At 65.8% G+C, this 19,522-nt stretch carries 18 protein-coding genes and 1 other RNA gene; 14 read left to right on the plus strand and 5 right to left on the minus strand.

The window, feature by feature from the left end:
* The first annotated feature begins 118 nt into the window (after window positions 1-118).
* From C8261_RS04520 to C8261_RS04530, 3 genes are all read left to right on the plus strand, one after another.
* Window positions 119-1,255, plus strand: a complete 1,137-nt coding sequence (locus tag C8261_RS04520; RefSeq protein ID WP_107492483.1) for a Fic family protein — start codon at window positions 119-121, stop codon at window positions 1,253-1,255.
* Window positions 1,252-1,452, plus strand: a complete 201-nt coding sequence (locus C8261_RS04525; RefSeq protein WP_107492484.1) for a type II toxin-antitoxin system PrlF family antitoxin — start codon at window positions 1,252-1,254, stop codon at window positions 1,450-1,452. The genes C8261_RS04520 and C8261_RS04525 overlap by 4 nt, the downstream gene beginning before the upstream one ends.
* 85 nt (window positions 1,453-1,537) lie before the next feature.
* The gene (locus tag C8261_RS04530; protein WP_107492669.1) at window positions 1,538-1,738 is read left to right on the plus strand and encodes a helix-turn-helix transcriptional regulator; all 201 of its coding nucleotides are present in this window, start codon (window positions 1,538-1,540) and stop codon (window positions 1,736-1,738) included.
* A 197-nt stretch (window positions 1,739-1,935) separates the two neighbouring features.
* On the opposite strand, the gene C8261_RS04535 is transcribed toward C8261_RS04530, so the two are convergent.
* The 5 genes from C8261_RS04535 to C8261_RS04555 all read right to left on the minus strand — a co-directional run bounded on the left by C8261_RS04535 (window position 1,936) and on the right by C8261_RS04555 (window position 5,885).
* Window positions 1,936-2,319, minus strand: a complete 384-nt coding sequence (locus C8261_RS04535) for a helix-turn-helix domain-containing protein (RefSeq protein ID WP_107492485.1) — start codon at window positions 2,317-2,319, stop codon at window positions 1,936-1,938.
* A gap of 152 nt (window positions 2,320-2,471) precedes the next feature.
* Window positions 2,472-2,849: a transfer-messenger RNA gene (gene ssrA, locus C8261_RS04540) on the minus strand.
* A gap of 79 nt (window positions 2,850-2,928) precedes the next feature.
* Window positions 2,929-3,630, minus strand: a complete 702-nt coding sequence (ubiG, locus tag C8261_RS04545; RefSeq protein ID WP_107492486.1) for a bifunctional 2-polyprenyl-6-hydroxyphenol methylase/3-demethylubiquinol 3-O-methyltransferase UbiG — start codon at window positions 3,628-3,630, stop codon at window positions 2,929-2,931.
* Window positions 3,631-3,748: 118 nt separating this feature from the next.
* On the minus strand, window positions 3,749-4,453 hold the full coding sequence (locus C8261_RS04550; RefSeq protein WP_107492487.1) for an OmpA family protein: 705 nt from the start codon (window positions 4,451-4,453) through the stop codon (window positions 3,749-3,751).
* A 112-nt stretch (window positions 4,454-4,565) separates the two neighbouring features.
* A complete protein-coding gene (locus tag C8261_RS04555; RefSeq protein WP_107492488.1) occupies window positions 4,566-5,885 on the minus strand; it encodes a TRZ/ATZ family hydrolase in 1,320 nt (439 codons plus the stop codon).
* Between the two features lie 194 nt (window positions 5,886-6,079).
* Between C8261_RS04555 and gyrA the strand changes: the two genes are divergently transcribed.
* From gyrA to cysM, 11 genes are all read left to right on the plus strand, one after another.
* Window positions 6,080-8,680 carry a DNA gyrase subunit A gene (gene gyrA, locus C8261_RS04560; protein ID WP_107492489.1) on the plus strand — a complete coding sequence of 867 codons (2,601 nt, stop codon included), beginning with the start codon at window positions 6,080-6,082 and terminating at the stop codon, window positions 8,678-8,680.
* Window positions 8,677-9,774, plus strand: coding sequence for a 3-phosphoserine/phosphohydroxythreonine transaminase (gene serC, locus C8261_RS04565; protein ID WP_107492490.1), 1,098 nt, complete (start codon window positions 8,677-8,679; stop codon window positions 9,772-9,774). The genes gyrA and serC overlap by 4 nt, the downstream gene beginning before the upstream one ends.
* A gap of 32 nt (window positions 9,775-9,806) precedes the next feature.
* Window positions 9,807-10,871 (plus strand): prephenate dehydratase, encoded by a 1,065-nt coding sequence (gene pheA / locus C8261_RS04570; RefSeq protein ID WP_107492491.1) that lies wholly within the window; start codon window positions 9,807-9,809, stop codon window positions 10,869-10,871.
* Between the two features lie 48 nt (window positions 10,872-10,919).
* Window positions 10,920-12,017, plus strand: coding sequence for a histidinol-phosphate transaminase (gene hisC / locus C8261_RS04575; RefSeq protein WP_107492492.1), 1,098 nt, complete (start codon window positions 10,920-10,922; stop codon window positions 12,015-12,017).
* Window positions 12,018-12,036: 19 nt separating this feature from the next.
* A complete protein-coding gene (locus C8261_RS04580; RefSeq protein WP_107492493.1) occupies window positions 12,037-12,924 on the plus strand; it encodes a prephenate dehydrogenase in 888 nt (295 codons plus the stop codon).
* A 4-nt stretch (window positions 12,925-12,928) separates the two neighbouring features.
* Window positions 12,929-14,866: a bifunctional 3-phosphoshikimate 1-carboxyvinyltransferase/cytidylate kinase gene (locus C8261_RS04585; protein WP_107492494.1), complete on the plus strand. Its 1,938-nt coding sequence runs from the start codon at window positions 12,929-12,931 to the stop codon at window positions 14,864-14,866.
* Window positions 14,867-14,985: 119 nt separating this feature from the next.
* A complete protein-coding gene (rpsA, locus tag C8261_RS04590; RefSeq protein ID WP_107492495.1) occupies window positions 14,986-16,692 on the plus strand; it encodes a 30S ribosomal protein S1 in 1,707 nt (568 codons plus the stop codon).
* 11 nt (window positions 16,693-16,703) lie between these two features.
* A complete protein-coding gene (locus tag C8261_RS04595) occupies window positions 16,704-16,988 on the plus strand; it encodes an integration host factor subunit beta (protein ID WP_107492496.1) in 285 nt (94 codons plus the stop codon).
* Between the two features lie 87 nt (window positions 16,989-17,075).
* The gene (locus C8261_RS04600) at window positions 17,076-17,372 is read left to right on the plus strand and encodes a LapA family protein (protein ID WP_107492497.1); all 297 of its coding nucleotides are present in this window, start codon (window positions 17,076-17,078) and stop codon (window positions 17,370-17,372) included.
* A gap of 5 nt (window positions 17,373-17,377) precedes the next feature.
* Window positions 17,378-18,553 (plus strand): lipopolysaccharide assembly protein LapB, encoded by a 1,176-nt coding sequence (gene lapB / locus C8261_RS04605; RefSeq protein ID WP_107492498.1) that lies wholly within the window; start codon window positions 17,378-17,380, stop codon window positions 18,551-18,553.
* Between the two features lie 72 nt (window positions 18,554-18,625).
* Window positions 18,626-19,516, plus strand: a complete 891-nt coding sequence (gene cysM, locus C8261_RS04610) for a cysteine synthase CysM (protein WP_107492499.1) — start codon at window positions 18,626-18,628, stop codon at window positions 19,514-19,516.
* The last annotated feature ends 6 nt before the right edge of the window (window positions 19,517-19,522 follow it).

Consider the following 19,522-nt stretch of genomic DNA (forward strand, 5'->3'; position numbering starts at 1 on the left):
CCATTTACACCCATGCCGGCACCAGGCAGCCCGTCGTGCGGCGAATACCGCTCTCCATCACCGCACAATCTGCGGTGAATAACTTGCGCATGCGGAGATTGCGGCCCATAATCTCCGCATGAAAAGCGGCGATTACAAGTACATCTGGCAGGCCAGCGACTGGCCGAACTGGCACTTCGACCTCGCAGGGCTGGCCGGCCCCATGGCCGAAGTCAGTCGTGCCCAGGGGCTGTTGATGGGCCGTCTGGCCGACGTCGGCATGGCGCTGCGCGATCAGGCGAGCCTTGCAGCGCTGACTGAGGACGTAGTCAAGACCAGCGAGATCGAGGGCGAGCAACTCAACGTCGAATCCGTGCGCTCGTCCATCGCCCGCAGGCTGGGCGTGGACATCGGCGCACTTGCGCCGGTCGACCGCCATGTCGAGGGCGTGGTCGATATGGTGCTGGATGCCACGGCCAACTGCCAGGCACCGGTAACGCGGGAGCGTCTGTTCGGCTGGCATGCCGCACTGTTTCCCACCGGCTACTCCGGCCTTTCCAGGATCAAGGTCGGCGGCTGGCGTGACGATACCATCGGGCCGATGCAGGTGGTGTCCGGACCCATCGGCCGCCAGCGTGTGCATTTCGAGGCGCCCTCGGCTGACCGTCTGGAGGATGAAAACAGGCGCTTCCTTGACTGGCTCAATGGCGCATCAAACGAGCCGCCACTGATCAAAGCCGGTCTCGGCCACCTATGGTTCGTCACGTTGCACCCGTTCGACGACGGCAATGGCCGTATTGCGCGGGCCATCGGCGATCTGCTCCTGGCACGCGCCGATGGCAGTCCACAGCGGTTTTACAGTATGTCGGCGCAGATCCAGCGCGAACGCAAAGCCTATTACGACATCCTGGAGCGGACCCAGAAGCGGTCGATGGACGTCACCGAGTGGCTTGCCTGGTTCCTCGACACGCTCCATCGCGCCGTCGATCAGGCGCAGCACACACTCGACGCCGTGCTGACCAAGGCGCGATTTTGGCAGCGCTGGGCAACCACGCCACTGAACGAGCGGCAGGTGAAGTTGCTGAACAAGCTGCTCGACGGCTTCGAAGGCAAGCTCACCAGCAGCAAGTGGGCGGCCATTGCCAAGTGCTCGCCGGACACCGCCCTGCGTGACATCAACGATCTGCTTGCGCGTGGCGCCCTGCGGAAATCGGATGCGGGTGGGCGCAGTACAAGCTATGTACTGGATCATGCGCCAACGGGGGAGCGTGCATGAAGAAAGATGGAGACGACGCGGAAACTGCCATCATCAGTTCATCCGAGAAGGTCATTTTGGATTTGCTTGAGCGGGACATCGCCGTGCACCCGGAACGGTTGCAGCCTGTCACTGCCGATCAGGTGCGACGCGTTCAATCGCTGCTTGGAGACGTCTCGGTAGAGTTCGACACTCCACTGCCGCCAGGCGACGCATAACTCAGATCCGCAGAAGAATCGCTTGGCTCGTCGGCCGAACAGCGCCTTCATGGACTCCTGCCAACTCATTCGGACGGAGACCAAGATGGACGTCGTACACCTCAATCAAAAACAACTGGCCGCCTGCTGGAGCATCAGCGAGGCCACCCTGGAGCGCTGGCGCAGCGTCGGGATCGGACCAAAATTCCTGAAGCTATCTGGGCGGGTGGCTGACCGCCAAGTCGACATCGAAGCCTACGAAGAATCGTGCTTGCAGATATGGACGTATCGAGGTTTCGGCCGCTGAACCCGCGTAGCGAATCAGCGGCCTTTGTTTTTTTCTGTGCTTCCATCACGGGCTGCCTCTTGGCAAGCGATGGCACGCCACTGGACTGCACTGGGTTCGGCCTTGTGGCTATCGACCATGCCGCACCTGCGGTGATCGATACAAGGCGTTGATTTATTAGGTCTGCGCTGGCGTATCGCCCATTTTCTATCGCCCGGCTATTGCCGATAGGGCGCAGTTTGTCCGATAGCCCATTCATGACACCGCCCAGTAGCGCGCCGCCAGCGCTTGTCGCCCTCAAAGCGCACCTCGCCCTTGTCGACCAGGCCATCCAGTGCACGTTTGACCTGCCTGGGGGGGATCTCGCTGCCGATGCGCTGGCGGATATCGCCGATCGCCGATTCGGGGTAGCGCTTGAGGTCTTCCAGAATCAGGGCAGCGAGCCGGTGCGGCTCGATCCGTTTGAGGGTCGTTTCCCCGGCAAAATCGAGATGGCGCAGCAGCCCCGGGTCGACGAAATAGCGCGTGGATTTCTCATCCGGCAGCTTGCGGGCCTTGTCGCCCGGCTTGGCCTGGCGGACGGCGGTATCGGTAAGGGGCATGACGGGTATACCTCGCGTCGGGTGTCGGTATACCGTCAAGAATGACGGTATGGCATGCTTCTTGGTGCTACTGGGTGACACAAGAAAAAACCCGCGAAGCCTTGAGCTACGCGGGTTTCTGAGCCTTCTTGCTACTTGATGCTACTGGGTACTGGTGGAGCCGGGGGGAATCGAACCCCCGTCCGCAAGCCCTCTACAGGCAGATCTACATACTTAGCCCGGCTATTTGGATTTAACCCCTGACTTAGCCGCCAGACAGGCCGGCCAGGAGCGAGCTACCTTACCTTTAGCTGCGGAGCCAAGTAACCCGGCCCTGCTCGCGATTCTCTGTAAATGACACTGCAGCGGCCCAGCTTACGCTGGAGCCACCCGGCCCAGAGACCTGCCGGTGCAGCGCCCGCCGGGATTAAGCGGCGAGAGCGAAACGCTCGTCGTTGGCGTTTGTAGTTTTCCAGATGGATTTACGAGGTGACTGGTCCTCGGTATGCACTGCTCTGCGTCGCGACCCACGTCGAAGCCAGGTCGGCCCCAGTGATCGTTGTGACAGATATGGTGATGTTTGGTTCGTATTTCAAGTGCCAGTCTAGCACTTTGCCGGCACGCTGTCGCTCAGGCTTCGCGGCGGGTGCTGAGCAGGTAGTTGACGTCGGTGTCCCGCCCCAGCGAGTACACGCGGGTGAAGGGGTTGTAGCTCAGGCCGATGAGTTCTGCGCTGTCGAGGTGGGCGGCGCGGGCGTAGCGGGCAAGCTCCGCGGGGCGGATGAACTTGGCGTAGTCGTGGGTACCGCGCGGCAGCAGCTTGAGCACGTACTCGGCACCGATGACGGCGAACAGGTAGGCCTTGGGGTTGCGGTTGATGGTGGAGAAGAAAACCATGCCGCCGGGTTTGACCAGGCGGGCGCAGGCGGCCACGGTGCTGGCCGGGTCGGGGACGTGTTCGAGCATTTCGAGGCAGGTGACGACGTCGAAGGCGCCTGCGTGGCGCTCGGCGAAGTCTTCCGCGCTGCTGTGCTGGTAGTCGATCTTGAGGCCGCTTTCGAACAGGTGCAGGCGGGCGACGCCAAGGGCTTTTTCGGAGAGATCGATGCCGGTGACGGTGGCGCCGCGCGCCGCCATGCCTTCGGAAAGCAGGCCGCCGCCGCAGCCGACGTCGAGCACCTGCTTGCCGGCGAGGGGGGTCTGGGTTTCGATCCAGTCCAGGCGCAGTGGATTGATCTCGTGCAGGGGGCGGAATTCCGAAGCGGGATCCCACCAGCGGTGGGCGAGGTCGCTGAATTTCTGCACTTCGGCGGGGTCGGCGTTGACGCGCATGGGGCGGTAGTTGAAGGCTGTTTGGGCAAGGGGCGATGGTACCGGAAAAGTCCGGCGGTGCGCCCCTGAAAAGCAAAGGGCCCCGCCGGGGCGGGGCCCTTGGTGAAGCGCGGCGGAATTACTTGGTGCCGATCACTTCGACTTCAACGCGGCGATCAGGCTGCAGGCAGTCGATCAGTGCAGCGCGCGGGCGGACGTTGTCGCAGCTGTTGCCGGTAGCCGGCTGACGCTCGCCCTTGCCTTCGGTGTAAACGCGGTTGGCTTCGATGCCCTTGCTGACCAGATAGGTCTTCACGGCGGCGGCGCGGCGCTCGGACAGAGCCTGGTTGTAGGCGTCGGAGCCGATGCGGTCGGTGTGGCCGACGGCAAGAATCACTTCCAGCTTGAGCTGCTGGGCCTGGGCGGCGAGCTCGTCAAGGCGGGCCATGCCTTCGGGCTTCAGGACGGCCTTGTCGAAGTCGAACAGGGCGTCGGCGGAGAGCTTGATCTTGTCGGCGGTCGGGCGCACGGCCGGGGCGGCAGCAGGCGCGGCGGCCGGGGCGGCGGCCGGGGCGGCACACTGGTCGGCGGGGACGATGTCGCTGTCACACGCGCAGCCTACCGGGAACTGGCCGGCCATCGCCGAAGCGGCGGCGGCGGGGCTCCAGTAGCCGGTACGCCAGCACAGGCCGGTACCGCTGCGGGCGACGACGTTGCGGGCGTCGATGACGTAAGGGATGACGCCGGTGCCGTCGACCTTGACATCCTGGGCGAAGGCGGCGGGGGCGGCCATGCCGAGCGCGGCAACGGCGGCCAGCATCAGCGTCTTGGTTTGTTTGATCATGTTATTCCTCGTCGTGGTCAGGGTGTTGTAGGCCGGGCCGGCAGCAAGCATGCGTGGTCCCGGTGTTGCGCAAAAACGTCGATACAACAATGTTGGATGCAACGTATCTGATTCAATTTACAAGTTTAGTTTGCCACACTGCAGCAAGGCGGAGCAATTCGTTGTCGTGCCCGTGCAACAAGGGTTTACCTTTATCGAGCACGCACCTGCCTCCGACCCACACGTGGGAAACATGTTCCCTGCCCACAGCATAGACCAGATGGGAGACGGGGTCGAAACAGGGTTGAGTTTCGAGCGTGGCAAGGTTCACCGCACACAGGTCGGCAAGCTTGCCGGCGCCGATCGAACCGATGCGCTCACCCAACCCGAGGGCGCGGGCGCCGTCGAGGGTTGCCATGCGCAATGCAACGTGGGCGGGCACCGCAGTGGCGTCGCCGCTGGCGACCTTGGCGAGGAGGGCGGCCTGGCGCATCTCGGCGAACATGTCGAGGCGGTTGTTGCTGGCCGCGCCGTCGGTCCCGAGGCCGGTGTTGATGCCGGCGGCGAGCAGGCGTTCGACCGGTGCGATGCCGCTGGCCAGCTTCATGTTGGAGGTCGGGCAGTGGGCGACGCTGCAGCCGTGGCGGGCGAGGAGGTCGATGTCGGTGGCGTCCGCATGGACGGCATGCACGGCGATGAAGCCGGGGCCGAGCAGGCCGAGGCGCTGCAGGCGCAGGAGGGGGCGCACGCCATGGCGGGCGAGTGCGTCGCTGATCTCGCCGGCCGTCTCGTGTACATGCATGTGCACCGGGACGTCGATTTCGTCAGCCAGGGCGGCGATGCGCGCAAGGGCGTCGTCGGAGACGGTGTAGGGGGCGTGGGGGGCGAGGGTGAAGCCGATGCGCGGGTGGTCGCGCCAGCGGTCGCGCACCGCCAGTCCCTTGCGCAGATAGTCGTCGGCGTCGTGGGCGTAGGGGGTGGGGAAGTCGAGCACCACCATGCCCAGCATGGCCCGCATGCCGGCCTGATCGTAGGCGTCGGCGGCGGCCTCGGGGTGGAAGTACATGTCGTTGCAGGTGGTGATGCCGCCGCGCAGCATCTCGGTGGCGGCGAGCAGGGTGCCGTCGCGCACGAAGGCGGCGCTGACGTGGCGGCTTTCTGCCGGCCAGACGGCTTCCTGCAGCCAGCGCATCAGGGGCAGGTCGTCGGCGATGCCGCGCATCAGCGTCATCGCCGCATGGGTGTGCAGATTGACCAGGCCGGGAATCAGCGCATGCCCGGGGAGCTCCACTGCAGGGACGTTGGGGTAGCGCCGGCGTGCATCGTCCTGCGGCAGCACGGCGGCGATGCGTTCGCCGCAGAGGGCCACGGTGTGGCGTTCGAGGGTGAGCCCGGCGGGCTCCACGGGAATCACCCAGCGGGCATGAATCAGCAGGTCGACGGCATCGCTCACGTATCGGGCTCCGGACAGTCCAAGGCCGCCCCGGAGTGCGGCCGTGATGGCGTGCCGTCGATTTAAGCACATTCGTCCGGGGGCGCCAAACGGCGCCGCGGCGCGCTGCGGCAGCAGGTGCGGGCGCGGAAGGAAGGCGTCGGCGTGGTAATATTCCACGCTTTTGATGATGCGGATAATTCCGCCGCCGGGACATGACCCAGTTCGCCAAGGAAACACTGCCGATCAGCCTTGAGGAGGAGATGCGCCACTCCTACCTCGACTACGCGATGAGCGTGATTGTGGGGCGGGCGTTGCCCGATGCACGCGATGGCCTGAAGCCGGTGCACAGGCGCGTGCTGTTCGCCATGCACGAACTGTCCAACGACTGGAATCGCGCCTACAAGAAGTCGGCGCGTATCGTCGGCGATGTGATCGGTAAGTACCACCCGCACGGCGACTCGGCGGTGTACGACACCATCGTGCGCATGGCGCAGGACTTTTCGCTGCGCTACATGCTGGTCGACGGCCAGGGCAACTTCGGCTCGGTCGACGGCGACAACGCCGCGGCGATGCGTTACACCGAAATCCGCATGGCGCGCATCGGCCACGAACTGCTCGCCGACATCGACAAGGAAACGGTGGACTTCGGGCCGAACTACGACGGCTCGGAGAAGGAACCGCTGATCCTGCCGGCGAAGATCCCCAACCTGCTGATCAACGGTTCGTCGGGCATCGCGGTGGGCATGGCGACCAACATTCCGCCGCACAACCTCGGTGAGGTGGTCGATGCGTGCCTGAAGCTGCTGGAGGCGCCGGATACCGACATCGAGGAACTGATCGCCATCGTCAAGGCGCCGGACTTCCCCACCGCGGCGCTGATCTACGGCCTCCACGGCGTGCATGAAGGCTACCGCACCGGGCGCGGGCGGGTGATCATGCGCGCGCGCACCCACTTCGAGGACATCGGCAAGGGCGACCGCCAGGCCATCATCGTCGACGAGCTGCCCTACCAGGTAAACAAGCGCACCCTGCTGGAGCGCATCGCCGAGCTGGTCAACGACAAGAAGGTCGAGGGCATCAGCGAGATCCGCGACGAGTCCGACAAGTCCGGCATGCGCGTGGTGATCGAACTGAAGCGCGGCGAGATGCCCGAGGTGGTGCTCAACAACCTGTTCAAGCACACCCAGCTGCAGGACACCTTCGGCATGAACATGGTGGCCCTGGTCGATGGCCGCCCGCGCCTGCTCAACCTCAAGCAGATGCTGGTGTGCTTCCTGGAGCACCGCCGCGAGGTCATCACCCGCCGCACCGTTTTCGAACTGCGCAAGGCGCGCGACCGCGGCCACGTGCTGGAAGGCCTGGCGGTGGCGCTGTCCAACGTGGACGAAATCATCGCCCTGATCAAGGCCGCACCCACCCCGGCCGATGCCAAGCGCGAACTGCTGGCGCGCACCTGGCGCAGCGCGCTGGTGGAAGAGATGCTGTCGCGCGCGGCGGCCGATTCCTACCGGCCGGAAGGGCTGCTGCCGGAGTTCGGCCTGTCGGCGCAGGGCTACCGCCTGTCCGAAGTGCAGGCCCAGGCCATCCTCGAACTGCGTCTGCAGCGCCTCACCGGCCTGGAGCAGGACAAGATCGTCGGCGAGTACCGCGAGGTGATGGACATCATCACCGATCTCCTCGACATCCTTGCCCGCCCCGAGCGCATCACCGCGATCATCGTCGAGGAGCTCGCCGCGATCCGCAACCAGTTCGGCGACCCGCGGCGTTCCGAGATCGTCATGAGCACCGCCGAGATCAACATCGAGGACCTGATCACCCCGGAAGACATGGTGGTCACGCTCTCGCACGGCGGCTACTTCAAGCGCCAGCCGCTTGCCGACTACCGCGCGCAGCGCCGCGGCGGGCGCGGCAAGCAGGCCACCTCGATGAAGGACGAAGACTTCATCGACCGCCTCTTCGTCGCCAACACCCACGACTACGTGCTGTGCTTCTCCAGCCGCGGGCGGGTGTACTGGCTCAAGGTGTATGAGGTGCCGGAAGGTACGCGCAACTCGCGCGGCAAGCCCATCGTCAACCTCTTCCCGCTCATCGAGGGCGAGAAGATCACCGCGGTGCTGCCGGTCAAGGAATTCGACGACGGCCACTTCGTGTTCATGGCCACCTCCGAGGGTACGGTCAAGAAGACCGCGCTGTCGGCCTTTGCCAACCCGCGCAAGGCCGGCATCATCGCCGCCAGCCTGGACGACGGCGACCGCCTGATCGGCGTCGCGATCACCGACGGCGAATGCGACGTGATGCTGTTCTCCGACGCCGGCAAGGCGGTGCGCTTCGCCGAGGGCGATGTGCGTCCGATGGGCCGCGAGGCGCGCGGCGTGCGCGGCATGACCCTGGAAGACGGCCAGCAGGTGATCGCCATGCTGGTGGCCAAGGGCGAGGAGCAGTCGGTGCTCACCGCCACCGAGAACGGCTATGGCAAGCGCACCCCGGTGGGTGAGTACACCCGCCACGGGCGTGGCACCAAGGGCATGATCGCCATCCAGACCTCGGACCGCAACGGCAAGCTGGTGGCGGCCGTGCTGGTCGAGCCGGCCGACGAGGTGATGCTCATTTCCACCGGCGGCGTGCTGATCCGCACCAAGGTGCGCGACATCCGCGAACTGGGCCGCGCCACCCAGGGGGTGACGCTGATCAACCTGGATGAAGGCACCTTCCTCGCCGGCCTGGAGAAGGTGGCCGAGTCCGAGGACGATGGACTCGATGCCGTGGCCGATGAAGACGGCGGTGTCAGCGGCGAGGGCGAGGGCGAAGCATGAGCCGGGTATGGAACTTCAGCGCCGGTCCGGCGGCGCTGCCCGAAGAGGTGCTGCGTCAGGCTGCGGAGGAGATGCTCGACTGGCACGGTGCCGGCATGGGCGTGATGGAGATGAGCCATCGCGGCAAGGAGTTCGTCGCCATTGCCGAAGCTGCTGAAGCCGACCTGCGCGAATTGCTCGCGGTGCCGGCCAACTACCGCATCCTTTTCATGCAGGGCGGGGCCATTGCAGAGAACGCCATCATCCCGATGAATCTCCTCGGCGACAAGGTTGTGGCCGACTACGTGCTGACCGGCAGCTGGTCGGTGAAGTCGTACAAGGAGGCACGCAAGTACGGCCAGATGAACGTTGCCGCGAGTGCCGAGGCCACCGGCTTCACCGCAGTGCCGGCGATGTGCGACTGGCAGCTGTCGGCCGACCCCGCCTACGTGTTCACCTGCACCAACGAGACCATCGGCGGCGTGGAGTACCCCTTCGAGCCCGATCTGGCGCAGATCGGCCGTGGTGAAGTGCCGGTGGTCGCCGACATGTCCTCGCACATCCTCTCGCGCGTCATCGACGTCTCCAAGTACGGCCTGATCTTCGGTGGCGCGCAGAAGAACATCGGCCCTGCGGGGCTCACCATCGTCATCGTGCGCGAGGACCTCCTCGGCCGCGCCATGGCGCTGTGCCCGTCGGCCTTTGACTACAGGACAGTGGCCGAGGCCGGCTCGATGTACAACACCCCGCCCACCTACGCGATCTACATCGCCGGGCTGGTGTTCCAGTGGCTCAAGCGCCAGGGCGGCGTGGCGGCGATGGAGGCGCGCAATGTCGCCAAGGCACGCCTGCTCTACGATTACCTGGACGGCTCCGGTTTCTACGAGAGCCGTGTCGATCCGGCCTGCCGCTCGCGCATGAACGTGCCTTTCTTCCTCAAGGACGAGTCCCTCAACGACGCCTTCCTGAGTGGGGCGAAAGAGGCCGGACTGGTGCAGCTGAAGGGGCACAAGTCGGTCGGCGGCATGCGCGCGTCGATCTACAACGCGATGCCGATCGAGGGTGTGGCCGCCCTGGTCGATTACATGAAGGCCTTTGCCGCACGCCACGGCTGAATACCGGCGAGCAACACTGAGACGAGCGGAAGATGAGCGACGAACTGCTGAACCTGCGCAACCAGATCGACAGCCTCGACGAGGAGATCCTCGCCCGCCTCGCGCAACGCGCGCAGTGCGCGCAGCGGATCGGGGTGATCAAGCAAGGCAACCTCTATCGTCCGGAGCGCGAGGCCCAGGTGCTGCGCCGCCTGGCCGATGCCAACCCCGGGCCGTTGCCCGACGAAGCGGTGCAGAAGATCTTCCGCGAGATCATGTCTGCCTGTCTGGCGCTCGAACAGCCGCTCAAGGTGGCCTACTTGGGGCCGGCGGGCACCTTTTCGGAGAGCGCCGCGCGCAAGCATTTCGGCAGCGCGCCCAATTTCGTGCCGACGGCCTCCATCGACGAGGTCTTCCGCGCCGTCGAGGCCGGCAATGCCGATTACGGCGTGGTGCCGGTGGAGAATTCCACCGAGGGCGCGGTGGGCGGCACACTCGATCTGCTGCTCGCCAATCCGCTGAAGATCTGCGGCGAGGTCAAGCTGCGCATCCACCAGCATCTGCTCTCTCGCGCCGAAGGCATCGGCGCGGCCAAGCGCCTGTATTCCCATGCCCAGTCGCTGGCACAGTGTCACGAGTGGCTCAACCGCAACCTCGCCAGCCTGCCGCGCGTGCCGGTGGCCAGCAATGCCGAGGCGGCGCGTCTGGCGGCGGAGGATCCGGAGTCCTGCGCCATCGCCGGCGAGGCCGCAGCCGAGCTGTACGGCCTCAACCGTCTGGCCTCGAACATCGAGGACGATCCCAACAACAGCACGCGCTTCCTGGTCATCGCCCATCACGATGCCGGGCCGTCGGGGCAGGACAAGACCTCCATCGTCTTTTCCGCGCCCAACCGTCCGGGCGCCATGCACAACCTGCTCGAACCTCTCGCGCGCCATGGCGTCGACATGACCAAGCTGCAGTCGCGCCCGGCGCGCGGTGGTCTGTGGGAGTATGTTTTCTACGTCGACTTCAAGGGCCATCAGCAGGACGCCCAGGTTGCCGGTGCGCTCGCCGAGCTGAATCAGTGCGCGGCCTTCGTGAAGGTGCTGGGATCCTATCCGGTCGCCGCCATCTGAACGCCCCCGCGCCAGCGGACAACAGAAGAACAGGACAGGAGACGAATCATGAGCGTTGCCAGTCAGGCCCCTGATTACATCCGTGCCATCTCGCCCTACCAGCCCGGTAAGCCGATCACCGAGCTCGCCCGTGAGATGGCCATCCCCGAGGCCAGCATCGTCAAGCTCGCCTCCAACGAGAACCCGCTCGGCATGAGCCCGCTGGCGCGCGATGCCGCCCTCGGCGCGCTGGGCAGCATCGAACGCTATCCCGATGGCAACGGCTTTGCGCTCAAGCAGGCGCTGAGCGCGCGCCTGGGTGTGAAGGCTGATCAGCTGGTGCTCGGCAACGGCTCCAACGACGTCCTCGAGCTGGTCGCCCGCGCCTTCCTCGCTCCCGGCCACTCGGCGGTCTTTTCGCGCTACGCCTTTGCCGTCTATCCGCTTGCCGTGAATGCAGTGGGCGCGCGCGGCATCGAGGTGCCGGCGCGCCGTTACGGTCACGATCTCGACGCCATGCTGGCGGCGATCCGTACCGACACCCGGGTGGTGTTCATCGCCAACCCCAACAACCCCACCGGTACTTTCATTGGCGGCGACGAGCTGGAAGCCTTCCTCACCCGCGTGCCGGCCGATGTGCTGGTGGTGCTCGACGAGGCCTACACCGAGTACCTCAATCCCGCACAGCGCTACGACAGCATCGCCTGGCTGGCGCGTTTCCCCAATCTGCTGGTGTCGCGCACCTTCTCCAAGGCCTACGGGCTCGCCGGCCTGCGCGTCGGTTACGGCATCGCCCACCCCGAGGTCGCCGACCTCATGAACCGTGTGCGCCAGCCCTTCAATGTCTCCAGCGTGGCGCTGGCGGCCGCTACCGCTGCACTCGGTGACGAGGAGTTCCTCGCCCAGAGCGCGCGCATCAATGAACGCGGCATGGCGCAGATCACCGAGGCGCTGGCCGAACTGGGGCTGGAGTGGATTCCTTCGGCGGGCAACTTCGTCACCTTCAAGGTCGGCGATTCCGCCACCATCAATGCCGCGCTGCTGCGCCAGGGCGTGATCGTGCGTCCGATCGGTGGCTATGGCATGCCCGAGTGGCTGCGCGTGTCGATCGGGCTGCCGGAGGAGAACAACCGCTTCATCGCTGCGCTGCGCCAGGCGCTGGCCTGAGGGCAGGGTGGAGGCGCGCATGAAGCCTTTCGGCAAGGTGGTGGTCTGCGGAGTCGGCCTGATCGGCGGCTCCTTCGCACTGGCGTTGCGCCAGGCCGGCATGGCGCAGCGCCTGGTCGGCGTCGGCCGTCGTCCGGCAAGCCTGGAGCGCGCCCGTGTGCTGGGGGTGATCGACGAGGCCTGCGATGACTGGGCGACGGCGCTGGCCGGCGCCGAGCTGGTCTTGCTGGCCATGCCGGTCGGGCAGATGGCAGCGGTGATGGCGGCGATGGCGCCACACCTGGAGCCCGGCACGGTGGTCACCGATGCCGGCAGCACCAAGCGCGACGTCATCGAAGCGGCCTACAGCCACCTTGATGCCCGCCTCACTCATGTGGTCCCCGCGCACCCCATCGCCGGTGCCGAGAGCAGCGGCGTGGATGCTGCCTTCCCGGCCCTGTACAGCGGCAAGAAGGTGGTGGTGACGCCCCTGCCGGAGAACGACGAAGGCGCGGTGCAGCGCGTGTGCGACGCCTGGGAGGCCTGCGGCGCGGTGATCCACCGCATGTCGCCGCGCGAGCACGACCGCGTCTTTGCCGCGGTCAGCCACCTGCCGCACCTGCTCGCCTTCGGACTCGTCCATGATCTTGCCGGGCGTGCCAATGCCGAGCAGCTGTTCAGCTATGCGGCGAGCGGCTTCCGCGACTTCACCCGCATTGCCGGCAGTCATCCGGAGATGTGGCGCGACATCTGCATCGCCAACCGCCAGGCCCTGCTCGGCGAGCTCGACCAGTACCTTGCCGAGCTGGCCTATCTGCGTGCGTTGTTGCTGGCCGGCGACGGCACCCGCCTCGAACACCTGTTCGACGAGGCGCGCCGCGCGCGCAACGCCTGGGCCGAACAGCAGACCAACCCCGTCAGCGAGTAAAACCATGGAATTCATCGATCTTGCCCCGCTGCTGGGTGCCCGCGGGCGCGTGCGCCTGCCCGGCTCGAAGAGCATCTCCAACCGCGTGCTGCTGCTCGCCGCACTCGCCGAGGGTGATACCGAGATCCGCGACCTGCTTGCCTCCGATGACGTCGATCGCATGCTGGAGGCCTTGCGCACCCTTGGCGTGCGCTGGCAGCGCGGTACGGGTGACGACTACCTCGTGCAGGGTGTCGGCGGCGTCTTCCCGGTGAAGGCCGCGGAGCTCTTCCTCGGCAACGCCGGCACCGCCTTCCGTCCGCTCACCGCGGCGCTTGCACTGGCCGGCGGCGAGTACCGCCTGTCGGGCGTCGCGCGCATGCACGAGCGGCCGATCGGCGACCTGGTCGACGCCTTGCGTGAAGCCGGTGCGGCAATCGACTATCTCGGCAACGAGGGCTATCCGCCGCTCGCCATCCATGCGGCGAGCCTGCGCACGGGCGGCGCGCTGCGCGTGCGCGGCGACGTTTCCAGCCAGTTCCTCACCGCCCTGCTGATGGCCCTGCCGCTGACCGGCGCGGAGACGGTGGTCGAGGTGGTCGGCGAGCTGATCTCCAAGCCCTACATCGCCATCACCCTTGAGTTGATGGCGCGTTTCGGCGTCGAGGTGCGGCGCGAGGGCTGGCAGCGTTTCATCGTCCCCGCGGGGGCGCGCTACCGCAGCCCGGGGACGGTATACGTCGAGGGCGACGCCTCGTCGGCGTCCTATTTTCTTGCCGCCGGGGCGATCGGCGGAGGTCCGCTGCGGGTGGAAGGTGTCGGGCGCGACAGCATTCAGGGCGACGTGCGCTTTGCCGAAGCCCTCGCCAGCATGGGCGCGCGCATCGACATGGGCGACAACTGGATCGAGGCGCGCGCACCGGCATCCGGGCGACTGCGTGCCTTTGACATGGATCTCAACCACATTCCCGATGCGGCGATGACCCTGGCGGTGGCCGCGCTGTTTGCCGACGGCCCGTGTACGCTGCGCAACATCGCCAGCTGGCGGGTCAAGGAAACCGACCGCATCGCCGCAATGGCCTGCGAACTGCGCAAGGTCGGGGCGACGGTCGAGGAGGGCGCCGACTATCTCGTCGTGACCCCGCCGGCCGCCCTGCAGGTGGCCGCCATCGATACCTACGACGACCACCGCATGGCGATGTGCTTCTCGCTGGTCAGTCTGGGTGGGCTGCGGGTGCGCATCAACGATCCGAAGTGCGTCAACAAGACCTTCCCGACCTACTTCGAGCGCTTTGCCGAGGTCGCGCGCACGGTACCGGTGATCGCCATCGATGGTCCGTCGGCTTCCGGCAAGGGCACGGTGGCGGCGCGGGTGGCGGCGGCGCTCGGCTGGCATTGCCTGGATAGCGGTTCGCTGTACCGCATCGTTGCGCTGGCCGGCATGCGTGCCGGTGTCGCGCTCGACGATGAGGCCGCCCTGGCGGCGCTCGCCGCAGCGCTGCCGGCGAGCTTTGCCGACGGCCGGGTGTTGCTCGACGGCGTCGATGTCAGTGCCGAGATCCGCAGCGAGGCGTGTTCGGTGGGGGCCTCGAAGGTCGCCGTGCTGCCCGCGGTGCGCGCTGCACTGCTCGATCGCCAGCGTGACTACCGCGCCGCGCCCGGGCTGGTGGCCGAGGGGCGCGACATCGGCTCGGTGATTTTCCCCGACGCCACGCTGAAGATCTTTCTCACCGCCTCTGCCGAGTCGCGCGCGCAGCGCCGCTATAAGCAGTTGATGGAAAAGGGAATGGCTGCTAACATGGAAAGTCTTCTGCAGGATCTGCAGGAGCGGGATGCGCGCGATGCCGCCCGCCCTGTGGCGCCGCTCAAGCAACTGCCGGACGCAGTGCTCCTCGATACCACCACCATGGACGTGGAGCAGGCAGTGAGCTTCGTGCTCGAACGCGTCCCCGCAGACCGGTAGCGCCGGCGCGGGGGCGTTGCGTCATTTGTCGTGGCGGCAACACGGGCAGGCGCCCGTGGCCGTATCTGTCCAACCAACAATCTGGCCGCTTCGCGGCGGCCGTGGGTCCTTTTCCATCCATGTCTACTGCCTCCTCCGTTTCCGAACAGGAAAGTTTTGCCGCTCTTTTCGAAGAAAGCCTGGCCCTTCAGGAAATGCGCATCGGTGAAGTCATCACCGCCGAAGTCGTGCGCATCGACCAGAATTTCGTGGTCGTCAATGCCGGCCTGAAGTCCGAGAGCTATGTGCCCATCGACGAGTTCCGCAACGACCACGGCGAACTCGAAGCCAATATCGGCGATTTCGTCCACGTGGCCATCGATGCCCTGGAAGACGGCTATGGCGAGACCCGCCTGAGCCGCGACAAGGCCAAGCGCATCTCCGCCTGGAACGATCTCGAGAAGGCGCTCAACGAAGGTGCGCTGGTCAAGGGTGTGATCACCGGCCGCGTCAAGGGCGGCCTGACCGTCATGACCAACAGCATCCGCGCCTTCCTGCCGGGTTCGCTGGTGGACATGCGTCCGGTCAAGGACACCACCCCGTACGAAGGCAAGGAATACGAATTCAAGGTCATCAAGCTCGACCGCAAGCGCAACAACGTGGTGGTCTCCCGCCGCGCCGTGCTGGAAGAGTCGATGGGCGAAGAGCGCGAGAAGCTGCTCTCCAACCTCAAGGAAGGCGCCATCATCAAGGGTATCGTCAAGAACATCACCGACTACGGTGCGTTCGTCGACCTCGGTGGCATCGATGGCCTGCTGCACATCACCGACCTGGCCTGGCGCCGTGTCCGTCACCCGTCCGAAGTGCTCAATGTCGGTGACGAGATCGAAGCCAAGGTGCTCAAGTTCGACCAGGACAAGAACCGTGTCTCGCTGGGCCTCAAGCAGCTCGGCGAAGATCCGTGGGTCGGCATCGCCCGCCGCTACCCGCAGGGTACCCGCCTGTTCGGCAAGGTCACCAACATCACCGACTACGGCGCCTTCGTGGAAGTCGAGCAGGGCATCGAAGGCCTGGTGCACGTCTCCGAGATGGACTGGACCAACAAGAACATCCACCCGACCAAGGTCGTCCAGCTGGGCGATGAGGTCGAAGTGATGATCCTCGACATCGACGAAGACCGCCGCCGTATCTCCCTGGGCATGAAGCAGTGCGCTGCCAACCCGTGGGAAGAGTTCAACATGAACCACAAGAAGGGCGACAAGGTCAGCGGCCAGATCAAGTCGATCACCGACTTCGGCGTGTTCATTGGCCTGGACGGCGGTATCGACGGTCTGGTGCACCTGTCCGACCTGTCGTGGAGCGAGACCGGCGAAGATGCCGTGCGCCGCTTCAAGAAGGGCGACGAGGTCGAGGCCGTGGTGCTGGCCATCGACGTTGAGCGCGAGCGCATCTCCCTGGGCGTCAAGCAGCTCGAAGGCGACCCCTTCACCAACTTCATCGCCACCCACGAGAAGAACTCGCTGGTGCAGGGCACCGTGAAGTCGGTCGAAGCCCGTGGTGCGGTGATCGCCCTCAACGATGACGTGGAAGGCTACCTGCGTGCTTCCGAGGCTGCCGCCCACCGCGTCGACGACCTCACCACCGTGCTGAAGGTCGGTGACGAAGTCGAGGCCGTGATCATCAACGTCGATCGCAAGACCCGTTCGATCAGCCTGTCGATCCGTGCCAAGGATCAGGCCGAGCAGAGCGAGGCCATGCAGAAGCTGGCTTCCGAAAGCTCCGCTGCCACCGGTACGACCAATCTGGGTGCGCTGCTGAAGGCCAAGCTGAACGAGCAGAAGCAGTAAGCTGACCAGTCATGACCAAATCGGAGCTGATTGCGCAGTTGGCGGCACGCTTTCCGCAGCTGATTGCAAAAGACGCCGATTACGCGGTCAAGATGATTCTCGACGCGATGACCGACGCGCTTGCGCGCGGTGATCGCATCGAGATCCGCGGCTTCGGGAGCTTCGCGCTCAACTACCGCCCGCCCCGCGTGGGCCGCAATCCCAAGTCCGGTGAGAAGGTGCACGTACCGGAAAAGTACGTGCCCCATTTCAAGGCCGGCAAGGAGTTGCGTGAGCGTGTGGATATGGCGGGCTGACTGCCAGGGTTGTGAAAATCCGGGAAAAGTGGGGAAGGCGGCGCAAGCCGCCTTCTTTTTTGTCCGGTGCTCGGAGATAATGAGCGGATGCGACTGTTGATGTGGGTCCTCCGCCTCCTGCTGTTCTTCCTCCTGTTCGGCTTTGCGGTCAAGAACGACCATCTGGTCCGCCTGTACTTCTATTTCGGTGCCGAGTGGGAGCTGCCGCTGGTGTTCGTGATCCTGGTCATGTTCACCGCTGGTGCACTGCTGGGTGTCACCGCCACCTTTGGCGCCTTGCTGCGCCAGCGCCGCGAGATCGGCCGCCTGCGGCGCCAGATCGCCCGCAGCGAGCGCGAACGCCCCGCCACCGCGGCTGACGGACAGGCCCCTGAGGCCTACTGAACGGAATGGAAATCGAATTCTGGTGGCTGCTCGCCCTGCCGCTGTTCTTCGGGCTCGGCTGGCTGGCCGCGCGCATCGACATCCGTCAGGTCGTCCATGAATCGCGCGCGTTGCCGCGCTCCTACCTGAACGGCATCAACTTCCTGCTCAACGAGCAGCAGGACAAGGCCATCGACGCCTTCATCGAGGCGGTCAAGATCGACCCCCACACCATCGAGCTGCACTTCGCCCTCGGCAGCCTGTTCCGCCGCCGCGGCGAGACCGATCGTGCCATCCGCATGCACCAGAATCTCGTCGATCGCGAGGATCTCAGCGAGGAGCAGCGCCTGCAGGCGCTCGGCGAACTGGGGCAGGACTTCCTCAAGGCCGGCCTCCTGGATCGCGCCGAGGCGGTTTTCGTCAAGCTGCGCGGCACCCGTCTGAACGACGTTGCGCTGCGTTACCTGCTGGAGATCTATCAGCAAGAGAAGGAGTGGGCGCGCGCCATCGAGGTGGCCCGTGCGCTCCCCGACCACGAGAGTGTGCTGTGGCGCACCGAAGTGGCCAACTTCCATTGCGAGCTGGCTACCGCCGCGCTTGCCGATTCGCGTCACGAGGAGGCCCGCAGGGCGGTCGATGAGGCGCTGGCGATCAATCGCGGCTGCGTGCGCGCCAGTCTCATCCTCGGCGACATCCATGCTGCCGAGGGTCGCGACGAGGATGCCCTTGATGCATGGAAGCGGGTGGAGAGCCAGAACCCGGTCTATCTTGCCCTGGCCGCCGAGCGTGCCATGGATGCCTACCGCCGTCTTGGCCGCGTCGAACAGGGCAACGTGCTGCTGCGTTCGTGGCTGCAGCGCCATGCCTCGCTGGATCTGCTCGACCGTGTTTTCCAGTGGGAGCTGGAGTCGCGCGGGGCAAAGGCGGCCTATGACCTGGTGCGCGAGGAGCTGCGCCGCAACCCCACCCTGCTCGGGCTTGACAAGCTGCTCGAGGCGGCGCTGATCAACGCTCCCAGCGAGCAGCGCGGCGACATCGAGCTGGTCAAGCAGCTCATCCACGGCCACACCCGCAAGGTTGCGCGCTACCGTTGCGATGCCTGCGGCTTCAAGGCCCGCCAGTTCCACTGGCGCTGCCCGGCCTGCGGTGGCTGGGAAACCTACCCGCCGCGGCGCACCGAGGAATTCGATCTGGCGCCGTGAGTGCCCTCCGGCGCTCGCCGCGGCGGCCGTCCGGGGGTAAGATCGGGCGCATTGCCCGAACACGGAAGCGACATGGAATTCAAGACCCTCGAAGACTACGTCGGCCACACGCCGCTGGTCCGTCTCAAGCGCATCAACGCGGGGCGCAACAACGTCATCCTCGCCAAGCTCGAAGGCAACAACCCCGCCGGGTCGGTCAAGGACCGCCCGGCGCTGTCGATGATCATGCGCGCCGAGGCGCGCGGCGACATCCGTCCGGGTGACACCCTCATCGAGGCTACCAGCGGCAACACCGGCATTGCGCTGGCAATGGCCGCCGCGATGCGCGGCTACCGCATGATCCTGGTGATGCCGGAGAACCAGAGCGTCGAGCGCCGCCAGAGCATGCGTGCCTTCGGTGCCGAGCTGGTGCTGACCGCCCGCGAGGGCGGCATGGAAATGGCCCGCGACGTAGCCGAACAGATGCGTGACGAGGGGCAGGGCATCATCCTCGATCAGTTCGCCAATCCCGACAATCCACTCGCCCACTACGAAGGTACCGGCCCCGAGCTGTGGGAGCAGACCGGCGGCACGATCACCCACTTCGTCAGCAGCATGGGTACCACCGGAACCATCATGGGTACCTCGCGTTTCCTCAAGGAGCGCAATCCGGCAGTGCAGATCATCGGCTGCCAGCCGGAGGAGGGTGCGCAGATTCCAGGTATCCGCAAGTGGCCGGAGGCCTACCTGCCGAAGATCTACGAGAAGCCGCGGGTCGACCGCCTGGAGTACGTCAGCCAGGCCGACGCCGAGGAGATGACGCGCCGGCTGGCGCGCGAGGAGGGCATCTTCGCCGGCATCTCCTCCGGGGGGGCGATCCACGTCGCCCTGCGCCTGGCCACCGAAGTGGAAGACGCGGTGATTGTCACCATCGTCTGCGACCGTGGTGACCGTTACCTGTCCACCGGCGTCTTCCCCGGCTGAGCGCAT

The sequence above is a fragment of the Pseudothauera lacus genome (assembly GCF_003034845.1).
Taxonomy (GTDB): domain Bacteria; phylum Pseudomonadota; class Gammaproteobacteria; order Burkholderiales; family Rhodocyclaceae; genus Pseudothauera; species Pseudothauera lacus.